At 55.8% G+C, this 13,927-nt stretch carries 16 protein-coding genes; all 16 read right to left on the bottom strand.

Annotation, left to right across the window (positions count from 1 at the left end):
* Nucleotides 1–3: 3 nt before the first annotated feature.
* On the bottom strand, nucleotides 4–270 hold the full coding sequence (gene rpsQ, locus REH34_RS12820; RefSeq protein WP_226507473.1) for a 30S ribosomal protein S17: 267 nt from the start codon (nucleotides 268–270) through the stop codon (nucleotides 4–6).
* A gap of 2 nt (nucleotides 271–272) precedes the next feature.
* On the bottom strand, nucleotides 273–464 hold the full coding sequence (rpmC, locus tag REH34_RS12825) for a 50S ribosomal protein L29 (RefSeq protein WP_002555481.1): 192 nt from the start codon (nucleotides 462–464) through the stop codon (nucleotides 273–275).
* On the bottom strand, nucleotides 464–877 hold the full coding sequence (rplP, locus tag REH34_RS12830) for a 50S ribosomal protein L16 (protein ID WP_226507474.1): 414 nt from the start codon (nucleotides 875–877) through the stop codon (nucleotides 464–466). Before rplP ends, rpmC begins: the two co-directional genes overlap by 1 nt.
* A 12-nt stretch (nucleotides 878–889) precedes the next feature.
* Nucleotides 890–1,576 carry a 30S ribosomal protein S3 gene (rpsC, locus tag REH34_RS12835; RefSeq protein ID WP_008065719.1) on the bottom strand — a complete coding sequence of 229 codons (687 nt, stop codon included), beginning with the start codon at nucleotides 1,574–1,576 and terminating at the stop codon, nucleotides 890–892.
* A 13-nt stretch (nucleotides 1,577–1,589) separates the two neighbouring features.
* Nucleotides 1,590–1,922 (bottom strand): 50S ribosomal protein L22, encoded by a 333-nt coding sequence (rplV, locus tag REH34_RS12840; protein WP_003210077.1) that lies wholly within the window; start codon nucleotides 1,920–1,922, stop codon nucleotides 1,590–1,592.
* Nucleotides 1,923–1,933: 11 nt separating this feature from the next.
* The gene (rpsS, locus tag REH34_RS12845; RefSeq protein WP_002555486.1) at nucleotides 1,934–2,209 is read right to left on the bottom strand and encodes a 30S ribosomal protein S19; all 276 of its coding nucleotides are present in this window, start codon (nucleotides 2,207–2,209) and stop codon (nucleotides 1,934–1,936) included.
* 16 nt (nucleotides 2,210–2,225) lie between these two features.
* Entirely contained in the window at nucleotides 2,226–3,050 is an 825-nt protein-coding gene (gene rplB, locus REH34_RS12850; RefSeq protein ID WP_226507475.1) for a 50S ribosomal protein L2, read from the bottom strand.
* Nucleotides 3,051–3,064: 14 nt separating this feature from the next.
* Nucleotides 3,065–3,364: a 50S ribosomal protein L23 gene (gene rplW, locus REH34_RS12855; protein ID WP_226507476.1), complete on the bottom strand. Its 300-nt coding sequence runs from the start codon at nucleotides 3,362–3,364 to the stop codon at nucleotides 3,065–3,067.
* Nucleotides 3,361–3,963 carry a 50S ribosomal protein L4 gene (gene rplD / locus REH34_RS12860; protein ID WP_122493538.1) on the bottom strand — a complete coding sequence of 201 codons (603 nt, stop codon included), beginning with the start codon at nucleotides 3,961–3,963 and terminating at the stop codon, nucleotides 3,361–3,363. Before rplD ends, rplW begins: the two co-directional genes overlap by 4 nt.
* A 12-nt stretch (nucleotides 3,964–3,975) precedes the next feature.
* Complete coding sequence (gene rplC / locus REH34_RS12865; RefSeq protein ID WP_226507478.1) at nucleotides 3,976–4,611, bottom strand: 50S ribosomal protein L3; 636 nt, start codon at nucleotides 4,609–4,611, stop codon at nucleotides 3,976–3,978.
* Nucleotides 4,612–4,691: 80 nt separating this feature from the next.
* A complete protein-coding gene (rpsJ, locus tag REH34_RS12870; protein WP_003186070.1) occupies nucleotides 4,692–5,003 on the bottom strand; it encodes a 30S ribosomal protein S10 in 312 nt (103 codons plus the stop codon).
* 141 nt (nucleotides 5,004–5,144) lie between these two features.
* Nucleotides 5,145–6,338: an elongation factor Tu gene (tuf, locus tag REH34_RS12875; RefSeq protein WP_226507479.1), complete on the bottom strand. Its 1,194-nt coding sequence runs from the start codon at nucleotides 6,336–6,338 to the stop codon at nucleotides 5,145–5,147.
* A 30-nt stretch (nucleotides 6,339–6,368) separates the two neighbouring features.
* Nucleotides 6,369–8,474 carry an elongation factor G gene (fusA, locus tag REH34_RS12880; RefSeq protein WP_226507480.1) on the bottom strand — a complete coding sequence of 702 codons (2,106 nt, stop codon included), beginning with the start codon at nucleotides 8,472–8,474 and terminating at the stop codon, nucleotides 6,369–6,371.
* A gap of 30 nt (nucleotides 8,475–8,504) precedes the next feature.
* Nucleotides 8,505–8,975, bottom strand: coding sequence for a 30S ribosomal protein S7 (gene rpsG, locus REH34_RS12885; RefSeq protein WP_002555493.1), 471 nt, complete (start codon nucleotides 8,973–8,975; stop codon nucleotides 8,505–8,507).
* A 119-nt stretch (nucleotides 8,976–9,094) separates the two neighbouring features.
* Nucleotides 9,095–9,466 (bottom strand): 30S ribosomal protein S12, encoded by a 372-nt coding sequence (rpsL, locus tag REH34_RS12890; protein WP_002555494.1) that lies wholly within the window; start codon nucleotides 9,464–9,466, stop codon nucleotides 9,095–9,097.
* Nucleotides 9,467–9,682: 216 nt separating this feature from the next.
* Nucleotides 9,683–13,882, bottom strand: a complete 4,200-nt coding sequence (rpoC, locus tag REH34_RS12895; RefSeq protein WP_226507481.1) for a DNA-directed RNA polymerase subunit beta' — start codon at nucleotides 13,880–13,882, stop codon at nucleotides 9,683–9,685.
* Between the last annotated feature and the right edge of the window lie 45 nt (nucleotides 13,883–13,927).

The raw sequence follows: 13,927 nt of genomic DNA on the forward strand, positions 1-13,927 counted from the left end.
CCCTTAGACTTCAACAGCGCGTTCGAGAACGTCAACCAGTGCCCAGGACTTGGTCTTGGCCAGCGGACGGGTTTCACGAATAGTGACCTTGTCGCCGATCTTGCACTGATTGGATTCGTCGTGAGCGTGCAGCTTAGTCGAACGCTTAACGTATTTACCGTAGATCGGGTGCTTAACGCGACGCTCGATCAGAACGGTGATGGTTTTGTCCATCTTGTCGCTGACCACACGGCCAGTCAGCGTACGGACGGTTTTTTCGGCTTCAGCCATGATCACTTACCTGCCTGCTGGTTGAGCACAGTTTTCACGCGAGCAATGTCGCGCTTCACTTGCGAGAGCAGGTGAGACTGCCCCAACTGGCCAGTTGCTTTCTGCATGCGCAGATTGAACTGGTCGCGCAGCAAGCCGAGCAGTTGCTCGTTCAGTTGCTGTGCTGATTTTTCACGAAGTTCATTCGCTTTCATCACATCACCGTCCGCTTAACAAAGGAGGTGGCGAGAGGCAGCTTTGCAGCTGCCAAGGCGAAAGCCTCACGCGCCAGCTCTTCAGTAACACCCTCGATTTCATACAGGACTTTGCCTGGCTGAATCTGGGCAACCCAATATTCTACCGAACCTTTACCTTTACCCATCCGCACTTCGAGAGGCTTCTTGGAGATCGGTTTGTCCGGGAATACACGGATCCAGATCTTGCCGCCACGTTTTACGTGACGGGTCAAAGCACGACGTGCCGACTCGATCTGACGGGCGGTGAGACGACCGCGGGCAACAGCTTTCAAGGCGAATTCGCCGAAGCTGACTTTGCTACCGCGCAGTGCCAGACCACGGTTGTGGCCAGTCATCTGCTTGCGGAACTTCGTACGCTTTGGTTGCAACATTACGCGTACCCCTTATTTAGCAGCTTTTTTACGAGGCGCTGGTGCTTGAGGCTTCAGCTCTTCCTGGCGACCACCAATTACTTCGCCTTTGAAGATCCAAACCTTGACACCGATCACACCATAAGTGGTGTGAGCTTCGTAGTTTGCGTAGTCGATATCGGCACGCAGGGTGTGCAGTGGCACACGACCCTCGCGGTACCATTCAGTACGTGCGATTTCAGCACCGCCGAGACGACCGCTCACTTGGATCTTGATGCCTTTGGCACCAATGCGCATGGCGTTCTGTACGGCGCGCTTCATGGCGCGACGGAACATCACACGACGCTCCAGCTGCTGAGCTACGCTCTGCGCAACCAGCATACCGTCGAGCTCCGGCTTGCGGATCTCTTCGATATTGATGTGCACAGGCACACCCATTTGCTTGGTCAGGTCCTGACGCAGTTTCTCAACATCTTCACCTTTCTTCCCGATAACGATACCTGGACGAGCGGTGTGGATGGTGATGCGTGCAGTTTGAGCCGGACGATGGATATCGATACGGCTCACGGACGCGCTTTTTAGTTTGTCTTGGAGATACTCACGCACCTTCAGATCTGCGAGCAAATAGTCCGCATAAGTCCGACCGTCTGCGTACCAGACGGAGGTGTGCTCCTTGACGATTCCCAGGCGTATGCCAATGGGATGTACTTTCTGACCCATCTGATCTACTCCGTTACTTGTCAGCAACCTTGACAGTGATATGGCAAGACCGCTTGACGATGCGATCAGCACGGCCTTTGGCACGTGGCATGATGCGCTTCAGCGAACGCCCTTCGTTGACGAAAACGGTGCTGACCTTCAGGTCATCAACGTCTGCGCCTTCGTTGTGCTCGGCGTTGGCTACGGCCGACTCCAGCACTTTCTTGATGATTTCTGCTGCTTTCTTGCTGCTGAAAGCCAACAGATTGAGCGCTTCGCCCACCTTTTTCCCGCGGATTTGGTCGGCGACCAAGCGGGCTTTTTGGGCGGAGATTCGAGCGCCCGACAACTTAGCGGCTACTTCCATTTCCAGACCCCTTAACGCTTGGCTTTCTTGTCAGCCACGTGCCCGCGATAAGTGCGGGTACCGGCGAACTCGCCCAGTTTATGACCGACCATGTCTTCGTTCACGAGAACGGGGACGTGTTGACGACCGTTGTGTACAGCGATGGTCAGACCGACCATTTGTGGCAGGATCATCGAACGACGCGACCAGGTTTTCACCGGCTTGCGATCATTCTTTTCCGCCGCCACTTCGATCTTCTTCAGTAGGTGAAGATCAATAAAAGGACCTTTTTTCAAAGAACGTGGCACTGTCGTATCCCTCTATTTACTTGCGACGACGGACGATCATTTTGTCGGTACGCTTATTACCACGAGTCTTGGCACCCTTAGTCGGGAAGCCCCATGGCGATACCGGATGACGACCACCGGAGGTACGACCTTCACCACCACCATGTGGGTGGTCAACCGGGTTCATGGCAACACCACGAACGGTTGGGCGAACGCCACGCCAGCGTTTGGCACCAGCTTTACCCAGCGAACGCAGGCTATGCTCGGAGTTCGAGACTTCGCCCAGGGTCGCACGGCATTCAGCCAGGACTTTACGCATTTCACCAGAGCGCAGACGCAGGGTCACGTAGACACCTTCGCGAGCGATCAACTGAGCCGAAGCACCAGCGGAACGAGCGATTTGAGCACCTTTGCCCGGCTTCAGTTCGATGCCGTGAATGGTGCTACCCACTGGGATGTTGCGCAGCTGCAGGGTGTTACCCGGCTTGATCGGTGCCAATGCACCAGAGATCAGCTGGTCGCCAGCGCTCACACCTTTAGGTGCGAGGATGTAACGACGCTCGCCGTCTGCGTACAGAACCAGTGCGATGTGAGCAGTACGGTTTGGATCGTATTCGATACGCTCGACAGTGGCAGCGATGCCATCTTTGTCGTTGCGACGGAAATCGACCAGACGGTAGTGCTGCTTATGACCGCCACCGATGTGACGAGTAGTGATACGGCCATTGTTGTTACGACCACCAGACTTCGATTTTTTCTCGAGCAGCGGTGCGTGAGGAGCGCCTTTATGGAGCTCCTTGTTGACCACCTTGACCACATGACGGCGGCCAGGGGAAGTCGGTTTGCATTTAACGATTGCCATGATGCACCCCTTCCTTACTCAGCACTGCTGCTGAAATCGAGATCTTGGCCTGGCTGAAGGGAGATAACTGCCTTCTTCCAGTCATTACGCTTGCCCAGACCGCGAGCAGTGCGCTTGCTTTTACCCAGAACGTTCAGGGTAGTAACACGCTCTACTTTCACGCTGAACAGGCTTTCGACGGCCTTCTTGATTTCAAGCTTGGTTGCGTCAGTAGCAACCTTGAAAACGAACTGACCTTTCTTGTCAGCCAGACCCGTGGCCTTCTCGGAAACGTGCGGGCCAAGCAGAACTTTAAATACGCGTTCCTGGTTCATCCCAGCAGCTCCTCGAATTTCTTCACGGCAGACACAGTGATCAACACTTTGTCGTAGGCGATCAGACTAACTGGATCGGAACCTTGCACGTCACGGACATCAACGTGTGGCAGGTTGCGAGCAGCCAGGTACAGATTCTCGTCGACGGAGTCGGAGACAATCAGTACGTCGGTCAGGCCCATGCCATTCAGTTTGTTCAGCAGGTCTTTGGTTTTCGGTGCGTCAACAACGAAATCCTGAACCACGACCAGACGATCAGTGCGGACCAGCTCAGCGAGGATGGAGCGCAGTGCTGCGCGATACATCTTCTTGTTGAGCTTTTGGCTGTGATCCTGTGGACGAGCTGCAAAGGTGGTGCCGCCGCCGCGCCAGATTGGGCTGCGGATAGTACCGGCACGAGCACGGCCAGTACCTTTCTGACGCCACGGGCGCTTACCGCCACCACGAACGTCGGAACGGGTTTTTTGCTGAGCAGTACCCTGACGGCCGCCGGCCATGTAGGCCACGACTGCTTGGTGCACCAGCGTCTCGTTGAACTCGCCGCCGAAAGTCAGTTCGGAAACTTCGATCGCTTGAGCGTCATTTACATTCAATTGCATTTTCGCTTCCCCTTAACCGCGAGCCTTGGCTGCCGGACGCACAACCAGGTTGCCGCCGGTAGCGCCAGGAACAGCACCCTTGACCAGCAGCAGATTGCGTTCAGCGTCGACGCGCACAACTTCCAGGGACTGAACGGTCACGCGCTCTGCGCCCATATGACCGGACATTTTTTTGCCCTTGAAAACACGACCAGGAGTCTGGCACTGGCCGATAGAGCCAGGGACGCGGTGGGAGACGGAGTTACCGTGGGTATTGTCTTGACCGCGGAAATTCCAACGCTTGATGGTACCGGCAAAGCCTTTACCCTTGGACTGACCGGTAACGTCTACCAGTTGGCCTGCAGCGAAGATTTCAGCATTGATCAAGTCGCCAGCCTGGTACTCGCCTTCTTCAAGACGGAATTCCCAGACACCGCGACCCGCAGCAACGTTCGCCTTGGCGAAGTGACCTGCTTGAGCAGCAGTCACGCGCGAAGCACGACGCTCGCCGACAGTGACTTGCACTGCACGATAGCCATCAGTTTCTTCATTTTTGAACTGGGTGACGCGATTCGGCTCGATCTCAATGACCGTAACCGGAATAGAGACACCTTCTTCGGTAAAAATGCGGGTCATACCGCACTTACGACCGACTACACCAATAGTCATGTTGTAACCTCATGAGTGTACGGGGCTTTCACCCGCTATGGCCGCCCATTTCAGAGCGTTACACGACTAAGACCCAAGTCTTAGCCGAGGCTGATCTGCACTTCTACACCAGCCGCAAGATCAAGCTTCATCAGCGCGTCAACGGTTTTATCCGTCGGCTGGACGATGTCCAGAACACGCTTGTGAGTACGGATCTCGTACTGGTCGCGCGCGTCTTTGTTGACGTGCGGGGAAACCAGAACGGTGAACCGCTCTTTGCGGGTAGGGAGTGGAATTGGACCACGCACCTGTGCACCAGTACGTTTCGCGGTTTCCACGATTTCCTGGGTGGATTGGTCGATCAGGCGATGGTCAAAAGCCTTCAACCTGATACGGATTTGCTGATTTTGCATTGGATTTCAGACTCCGGCTGCTTTCCCCGCGGGCGCAAGACGCCCGTTAAAAGGAGGCGTGATTTTATAGACGCCTCACCCTGGTGTCAACTCAATAAAAAAGCCCCCGCTAAGCGGGGGCTCTTTCAAATCTTCGCAAAATTACGCGATGATTTTGGCTACGACGCCAGCGCCGACGGTACGACCGCCTTCACGGATAGCGAAACGCAGACCGTCTTCCATTGCGATGGTCTTGATCAGGGTGACAACCATTTTGATGTTGTCGCCTGGCATTACCATTTCAACGCCTTCCGGCAGTTCGCAGTTACCGGTCACGTCAGTGGTCCGGAAGTAGAACTGTGGACGGTAGCCTTTGAAGAACGGAGTGTGGCGACCGCCTTCTTCTTTGCTCAGCACGTACACTTCGGCTTCGAAGGTAGTGTGTGGCTTGACCGAACCTGGCTTGACCAGAACCTGGCCACGCTCAACGTCGTCACGCTTGGTGCCGCGCAGCAGCACGCCGCAGTTCTCGCCAGCACGACCTTCGTCGAGCAGTTTACGGAACATTTCAACACCGGTGCAGGTGGTGACGGTAGTATCACGCAGACCAACGATTTCCAGTGGATCTTGAACCTTGACGATACCGCGCTCGATACGACCGGTAACAACAGTACCGCGACCGGAGATCGAGAATACGTCTTCGATTGGCATCAGGAACGGCTTGTCGATAACGCGAACTGGATCTGGGATGTAGCTGTCCAGAGTCTCAACCAGTTTCTTGACGGCAGTGGTGCCCATCTCGTTCTCGTCTTTGCCTTCCAGAGCCATACGAGCAGAACCGATGATGATCGGAGTGTCGTCGCCTGGGAAGTCGTAGGTGGACAGCAGGTCACGAACTTCCATCTCGACCAGTTCCAGCAGCTCAGCGTCGTCTACCAGGTCAGCCTTGTTCAGGAAGACCACGATGTACGGAACGCCAACCTGACGGGACAGCAGGATGTGCTCACGGGTTTGTGGCATCGGACCATCAGCGGCCGAGCAAACCAGGATAGCGCCGTCCATCTGAGCAGCACCGGTGATCATGTTCTTCACATAGTCAGCGTGACCTGGGCAGTCAACGTGAGCGTAGTGACGGATCGCCGAGTTGTATTCAACGTGTGCGGTGTTGATGGTGATACCGCGAGCTTTCTCTTCTGGTGCGCTGTCGATCTTGTCGAAGTCAACGATTGCGGAACCGAAAACTTCGGAGCAAACGCGAGTCAGTGCAGCAGTCAGCGTGGTTTTACCGTGGTCGACGTGACCGATGGTGCCAACGTTGACGTGCGGAAGGGAACGATCAAATTTTTCTTTAGCCACGACAATTAACTCCTAGCCTAAAGGACTGAATCAGCCTTGTTTTTTGGATACAGTTTCAGCGATATGCGCCGGAGCTGTGTTGTATTTTTTGAATTCCATAGAGTAGCTTGCGCGACCCTGAGACATGGAGCGAACGTCGGTCGCATAACCGAACATCTCACCCAACGGAACCTCGGCACGAATCACTTTGCCGGAAACCGTATCTTCCATACCCAAGATCATGCCGCGACGACGGTTGAGGTCGCCCATCACGTCACCCATGTAGTCTTCAGGCGTAACGACTTCTACCGCCATGATAGGCTCAAGCAGCTCACCACCGCCCTTCTGGGCCAGCTGCTTGGTTGCCATGGAGGCAGCTACCTTGAACGCCATCTCGTTGGAGTCGACGTCGTGGTAAGAACCGTCAAAAACGGTCGCCTTCAAGCCGATGAGCGGATAGCCGGCAACAACACCGTTCTTCATCTGCTCTTCGATACCCTTCTGGATAGCCGGGATGTATTCCTTAGGAACAACACCGCCCACTACTTCGTTCACGAATTGCAAACCTTCCTGACCTTCATCAGCAGGGGCAAAACGGATCCAGCAATGGCCGAACTGGCCACGACCGCCGGATTGACGAACGAATTTGCCTTCGATTTCGCAGTTCTTCGTGATGCGCTCACGATAGGAAACCTGAGGCTTACCGATGTTGGCTTCGACGTTGAACTCACGGCGCATCCGGTCAACCAGGATGTCCAAGTGAAGCTCGCCCATGCCGGAGATGATCGTTTGACCAGTCTCTTCATCAGTCTTGACGCGGAAAGATGGATCTTCCTGAGCGAGTTTGCCCAGAGCGATACCCATTTTTTCCTGGTCATCCTTGGTCTTGGGCTCTACGGCAACCGAAATAACCGGCTCCGGGAAGTCCATGCGAACCAGGATGATTGGCTTGGCAGCGTCGCACAAGGTCTCACCAGTGGTGACGTCCTTCATGCCGATCAGGGCCGCGATGTCACCAGCGCGTACTTCCTTGATCTCTTCGCGAGCGTTTGCGTGCATTTGCACCATACGACCCACGCGCTCTTTCTTGCCTTTGACCGAGTTGATCACGCCGTCGCCAGAGGCCAACACGCCCGAGTAAACACGGACGAAGGTCAAGGTACCCACGAATGGGTCGGTAGCGATCTTGAACGCCAGGGCCGAGAACGGCTCGCTGTCGTCTGCGTGACGCTCCATCTCTTCTTCCTCGTTATCAGGGTTGGAACCCTTGATAGCAGGAATGTCGGTTGGAGCAGGCAGGAAGTCGATCACAGCATCGAGAACCAGGGGAACACCCTTGTTCTTGAACGACGAACCGCAAACAGCCAAGACGATCTCACCAGCGATGGTACGCTGACGTAGAGCGGCCTTGATTTCGTCGTTGGTGAGTTCTTCACCTTCGAGGTACTTGTTCATCAGTTCTTCGTTGGCTTCGGCAGCAGCCTCTACCATGTTGTTGCGCCACTCTTCAGCAAGCTCTTGCAGCTCGGCAGGGATGGCCTTGCGAACAGGAACCATACCTTTATCGGAGTCGTTCCAGTAGACAGCTTCCATGTTGATCAGATCGATCTGACCCTGGAAATTGTCTTCTGCACCGATGGCCAACTGAATCGGCACCGGAGTGTGACCCAGACGCTGCTTGATCTGACCGATCACGCGCAGGAAGTTTGCACCGGCACGGTCCATCTTGTTGACGTAAACAAGACGTGGAACACCGTATTTGTTGGCTTGACGCCATACGGTTTCCGACTGAGGCTCAACACCCGAGGTACCGCAGAACACAACGACAGCGCCGTCGAGTACCCGCAGGGAACGCTCAACTTCAATGGTGAAGTCTACGTGGCCCGGAGTATCGATGACGTTGAAGCGGTACTGGTCCTTGTGTTGCTTCTCGGAACCCTGCCAGAAGGCGGTAATAGCAGCAGAAGTAATGGTAATACCACGCTCCTGCTCCTGAACCATCCAGTCTGTGGTCGCGGCGCCGTCATGCACCTCGCCCATTTTGTGGCTTTTGCCGGTGTAAAAAAGGACGCGCTCGGTGGTGGTGGTTTTACCAGCATCCACGTGAGCAACGATACCAATGTTACGGTAGCGGCTAATCGGAGTAGTACGAGCCATAAAGCCCTCGCAAAATTAGTGAAGCTAAAATTAGAAGCGGTAGTGCGAGAAAGCCTTGTTAGCTTCTGCCATACGGTGCACGTCTTCACGCTTCTTAACAGCAGCACCTTTGCCTTCAGCAGCATCCAACAGCTCACCAGCCAAACGCAGAGCCATAGACTTTTCGCCGCGCTTGCGTGCGAAGTCTACCAACCAGCGCATTGCCAGAGCGTTACGACGGGACGGGCGAACTTCGACCGGAACCTGGTAAGTGGCACCGCCTACACGGCGCGACTTTACTTCGACCAGCGGAGCGATGGCGTCGAGAGCTTTCTCGAAGATTTCCAGGGGATCGCTGTTCTTGCGTTCTTTAACCTTTTCCAGCGCGCCATAAACGATACGCTCGGCAACGGCTTTCTTGCCGCTTTCCATCACGTGGTTCATGAACTTGGCCAGGATCTGGCTTCCGTATTTTGGATCGTCAAGCACTTCGCGCTTGGCTGCTACGCGTCTTCTTGGCATGGATAAGCCCTCAAACGGTCTTCAGGTTCGCTCGGAATCGGTGCCTTTGGGCACGCCTCCGACCTTACTCTTATCGACTCAGAAAAATAGATACATCAGTTTTTTGCAAAAAGCCGCTACTACTTAGGCTTCTTGGTACCGTACTTCGAACGACCTTGGTTACGACCTTTGACGCCGGAAGTATCCAGGGAGCCGCGAACGGTGTGGTAACGAACACCTGGCAAGTCTTTTACACGGCCGCCACGAATCAGTACGACGCTGTGTTCCTGCAGGTTGTGGCCTTCACCGCCGATGTACGAGGAAACCTCGAAACCGTTGGTCAGGCGCACACGGCATACTTTACGCAATGCCGAGTTAGGTTTTTTCGGCGTGGTGGTGTACACACGGGTGCACACGCCACGACGTTGCGGGCAGTTCTGCAGCGCAGGTACGTCGGATTTCTCGACGATACGCTTACGCGGCTGACGTACCAGCTGGTTGATAGTTGCCATCTACTAGCTCCACTGTTGTCTTGCGACGCTATTGTCTTACAAGAAAAGCAAAATGGCAGGACACACGTCCCGCCAGATTTAGGGGTACAAGAGTCTAAAGAGGATCTCGTCCCCAGTCAAGGCAAGGCCCCGGCTTCCTCGCCCGACAGACCCCAACAAAAGATGTCAGAGCTTGCCGATCGAGGTCACCAGGGCCGCGCTTGTACTACCGCCGACTCAGTTACCGCTAGAGTTCAGCGCTTCGGTCAGTGCAGCTTCCACTTCACTGGCGCTTACGCGCAACGGCTTGTCGGCTTCACGGCGGCGCTTGCGCTCGCTGTGGTACGCCAGGCCGGTACCTGCCGGGATCAAACGACCCACGACAACGTTTTCTTTCAGGCCGCGCAGGTAATCACGCTTGCCGGTCACAGCCGCTTCGGTCAGTACGCGGGTGGTCTCCTGGAAGGAGGCCGCCGAGATGAACGATTCGGTCGACAACGACGCCTTGGTAATACCGAGCAATACACGAGTGTATTTGGAGACGAATTTCTCGTCGCCAGCCAGACGCTCGTTCTCGCCCAGTACGTGGGTGAGCTCCATCTGGTCGCCCTTGATGAAGGTCGAATCGCCCGACTCGGCAATCTCAACTTTACGCAGCATCTGACGCAGAATGGTCTCGATGTGCTTATCGTTGATCTTGACGCCTTGCAGACGGTAAACGTCCTGGATCTCGTTGACGATGTACTTGGCGAGCGCGCTCACACCCAGCAGACGCAGGATGTCGTGCGGATCGCTAGGACCGTCGGAGATGACTTCGCCGCGGTTCACTTGCTCGCCTTCGAAGACGTTCAGGTGACGCCACTTCGGAATCAGCTCTTCGTACGGATCGGTACCGTCGTTCGGGGTAATGACCAGACGGCGCTTGCCCTTGGTCTCTTTACCGAACGCGATGGTGCCGCTGACTTCAGCCAGAATCGAAGCTTCTTTCGGACGACGCGCTTCGAACAAGTCGGCAACACGCGGCAGACCACCGGTGATGTCGCGAGTCTTCGAAGTTTCCTGCGGGATACGGGCAATAACGTCACCGACACCCACTTGCACACCATCCGCCACACCGACGAGGGCGTTGGCTGGCAGGAAGTACTGAGCCGGTACGTCGGTACCTGGCAGCAGCAGATCCTTGCCATCCACACCAACCATCTTGACCGCTGGGCGAATTTCTTTGCCGGCAGCAGGACGGTCTTTGGCGTCGAGTACTTCGATGTTGGTCAGGCCGGTCAATTCGTCTGTCTGACGCTTGATCGTGATGCCTTCTTCCATGCCCACGTAGGTCACGGTACCTTTCATCTCGGTAACGATTGGGTGAGTGTGCGGATCCCACTTGGCCACGATTGCGCCAGCGTCGACCTTGTCGCCTTCCTTCACCGAAATCACAGCACCGTACGGCAGCTTGTAGCGCTCACGCTCACGACCGAACTCGTCGGCAATCGCCAACTCACCGGAACGCGACACAGCAACCAGGTTGCCATCCAGACGCTCGACGTGTTTCAGGTTGTGCAGACGGACGGTACCGCCATTCTTCACCTGAACGCTGTCGGCAGCGGAAGTCCGGCTTGCCGCACCACCGATGTGGAACGTACGCATGGTCAGCTGGGTACCCGGCTCACCGATGGACTGGGCAGCGATAACGCCGACCGCTTCACCGATGTTCACCTGGTGACCACGCGCCAGATCACGGCCATAGCACTTGGCGCAGATGCCATAACGGGTTTCGCAGCTGATCGGCGAACGTACGATGACTTCGTCGATGCTGTTCAGCTCGATGAATTCAACCCACTTCTCGTCGACCAGGGTGCCAGCAGGAACGATGACATCATCGGTACCCGGCTTGAACACGTCACGGGCGATCACACGACCCAGTACACGCTCACCCAGCGGCTCTACAACGTCACCGCCTTCAATGTGCGGCGTCATCAGCAAGCCATGCTCGGTGCCGCAGTCGACTTCGGTCACGACCAAGTCTTGTGCGACGTCTACCAGACGGCGAGTCAGGTAACCGGAGTTAGCAGTTTTCAACGCGGTATCCGCGAGACCCTTACGAGCACCGTGAGTCGAGATGAAGTACTGCAGTACGCTCAGACCTTCACGGAAGTTCGCGGTGATCGGCGTCTCGATGATCGAGCCGTCCGGCTTGGCCATCAGACCACGCATACCCGCCAACTGACGAATCTGAGCGGCCGAACCACGGGCACCGGAGTCAGCCATCATGTACATCGAGTTGAAGGATTCCTGGTCAACTTCATTGCCATGGCGGTCGATGACCTTCTCTTTCGAGAGGTTCGACATCATCGCCTTGGACACTTCATCGTTGGCCTTGGACCAAAGGTCGATCACCTTGTTGTACTTCTCGCCCTGGGTAACCAGGCCCGATGCGTACTGGCTTTCGATCTCTTTCACTTCGTCGGTTGCAGCACTGATGATGCGCGCTTTCTCATCCGGGATAACGAAATCGTTAACGCCGATGGAAACACCCGAAATCGTCGAGTAGGCAAAACCGGTGTACATCAACTGGTCAGCGAAGATAACGGTCTCTTTCAGACCAACCACGCGGTAGCACTGGTTGATCAGCTTGGAGATGGCCTTTTTCTTCATCGGCAAGTTGACGACGTCGTACGACAGACCCTTAGGCACGACCTGGAACAGCAGCGCACGGCCGACAGTGGTGTCGACGATACGAGTACCGCTCACGCTACCGCCGTCACGGTCGTTGACCGTTTCGTTGATGCGGACCTTGATCTTGGCGTGCAGCGCTGCTTCGCCGGCGCGGAATACGCGGTCGACTTCCTGCAGGTCTGCAAACACGCGGCCTTCGCCCTTGGCGTTGATCGCTTCACGGGTCATGTAGTACAGACCCAGTACAACGTCCTGCGACGGAACGATGATTGGCTCACCGTTGGCTGGCGACAGGATGTTGTTGGTCGACATCATCAGCGCACGCGCTTCGAGCTGGGCTTCCAGGGTCAGCGGTACGTGGACCGCCATCTGGTCGCCGTCGAAGTCGGCGTTGTACGCAGCGCAGACCAGAGGGTGCAGCTGGATAGCCTTGCCTTCGATCAGTACCGGTTCAAACGCCTGGATACCCAGACGGTGAAGGGTCGGTGCACGGTTGAGCAGTACGGGGTGTTCGCGAATCACTTCAGCGAGAACGTCCCACACTTCCGGCAGCTCGCGCTCGACCATCTTCTTGGCGGCTTTGATGGTGGTGGCCAGGCCACGCACTTCAAGCTTGCCGAAGATGAACGGCTTGAACAGTTCCAGAGCCATCTTCTTCGGCAGACCGCACTGATGCAGGCGCAGGGTCGGGCCTACGGTAATTACCGAACGACCCGAGTAGTCAACGCGCTTGCCGAGCAAGTTCTGACGGAAACGACCCTGCTTACCCTTGATCATGTCAGCCAGGGATTTCAGAGGACGCTTGTTCGAACCGGTAATGGCACGACCGCGGCGACCGTTGTCGAGCAGGGCATCGACCGCTTCCTGCAGCATGCGCTTTTCGTTGCGCACGATGATGTCAGGGGCCGAGAGGTCCAGAAGACGCTTCAGACGGTTGTTACGGTTGATCACTCGACGATACAGATCGTTGAGGTCGGAAGTCGCGAAACGACCGCCATCCAGCGGAACCAGTGGACGCAGATCTGGCGGCAGAACCGGCAGAACGGTCAACACCATCCACTCAGGCAGGTTGCCGGAACCCTGGAAGGCTTCCATCAACTTGAGGCGCTTGGACAGCTTCTTGATCTTGGTTTCGGAGTTGGTTTGCGGAATTTCTTCACGCAGACGGCCAATCTCGTGTTCCAGATCGATAGCGTGCAGCAGTTCGCGGACAGCTTCGGCACCCATGCGGGCGTCAAAGTCGTCACCGAACTCTTCGAGGGCTTCGAAGTACTGCTCGTCGTTCAGCAGCTGGCCTTTTTCAAGGGTGGTCATGCCCGGGTCGATAACGACATAGCTCTCGAAGTAGAGAACGCGCTCGATATCACGCAGGGTCATGTCCATCAGCAGGCCGATACGGGACGGCAGCGACTTCAGGAACCAGATGTGAGCAACCGGCGAGGCCAGCTCGATGTGAGCCATACGCTCGCGACGGACCTTGGCCAGTGCAACTTCAACGCCGCACTTCTCGCAGATCACGCCACGGTGCTTGAGGCGCTTGTACTTGCCGCACAGGCACTCGTAGTCCTTGACTGGGCCAAAGATCTTGGCGCAGAACAAGCCGTCACGTTCTGGTTTGAACGTACGGTAGTTGATGGTTTCCGGCTTTTTAACTTCACCGAACGACCACGAACGGATCATCTCAGGCGATGCCAACCCGATACGGATAGCATCAAACTCTTCGACTTGACCCTGGTTTTTCAGCAAATTCAGTAGGTCTTTCAAGGCCTTTCCTCCTGGCGGAGCAGAGAGCGGGCTGATGATTCAGCA

The sequence above is a fragment of the Pseudomonas baltica genome (assembly GCF_031880315.1).
Taxonomy (GTDB): Bacteria; Pseudomonadota; Gammaproteobacteria; order Pseudomonadales; family Pseudomonadaceae; genus Aquipseudomonas.

Coding starts and splice junctions, on each gene's coding strand:
- fusA (WP_226507480.1), bottom strand. CDS start 8,474: ATGGCTCGTACTACTCCGATTAGCCGCTACCGTAACATTGGTATCGTT.
- rpsJ (WP_003186070.1), bottom strand. CDS start 5,003: ATGCAAAATCAGCAAATCCGTATCAGGTTGAAGGCTTTTGACCATCGC.
- rpsQ (WP_226507473.1), bottom strand. CDS start 270: ATGGCTGAAGCCGAAAAAACCGTCCGTACGCTGACTGGCCGTGTGGTC.
- rplV (WP_003210077.1), bottom strand. CDS start 1,922: ATGGAAGTAGCCGCTAAGTTGTCGGGCGCTCGAATCTCCGCCCAAAAA.
- rplW (WP_226507476.1), bottom strand. CDS start 3,364: ATGAACCAGGAACGCGTATTTAAAGTTCTGCTTGGCCCGCACGTTTCC.
- rpsL (WP_002555494.1), bottom strand. CDS start 9,466: ATGGCAACTATCAACCAGCTGGTACGTCAGCCGCGTAAGCGTATCGTC.
- rplD (WP_122493538.1), bottom strand. CDS start 3,963: ATGCAATTGAATGTAAATGACGCTCAAGCGATCGAAGTTTCCGAACTG.
- rpsG (WP_002555493.1), bottom strand. CDS start 8,975: ATGCCAAGAAGACGCGTAGCAGCCAAGCGCGAAGTGCTTGACGATCCA.
- rplP (WP_226507474.1), bottom strand. CDS start 877: ATGTTGCAACCAAAGCGTACGAAGTTCCGCAAGCAGATGACTGGCCAC.
- rpsC (WP_008065719.1), bottom strand. CDS start 1,576: ATGGGTCAGAAAGTACATCCCATTGGCATACGCCTGGGAATCGTCAAG.
- rpmC (WP_002555481.1), bottom strand. CDS start 464: ATGAAAGCGAATGAACTTCGTGAAAAATCAGCACAGCAACTGAACGAG.
- rplC (WP_226507478.1), bottom strand. CDS start 4,611: ATGACTATTGGTGTAGTCGGTCGTAAGTGCGGTATGACCCGCATTTTT.
- rplB (WP_226507475.1), bottom strand. CDS start 3,050: ATGGCAATCGTTAAATGCAAACCGACTTCCCCTGGCCGCCGTCATGTG.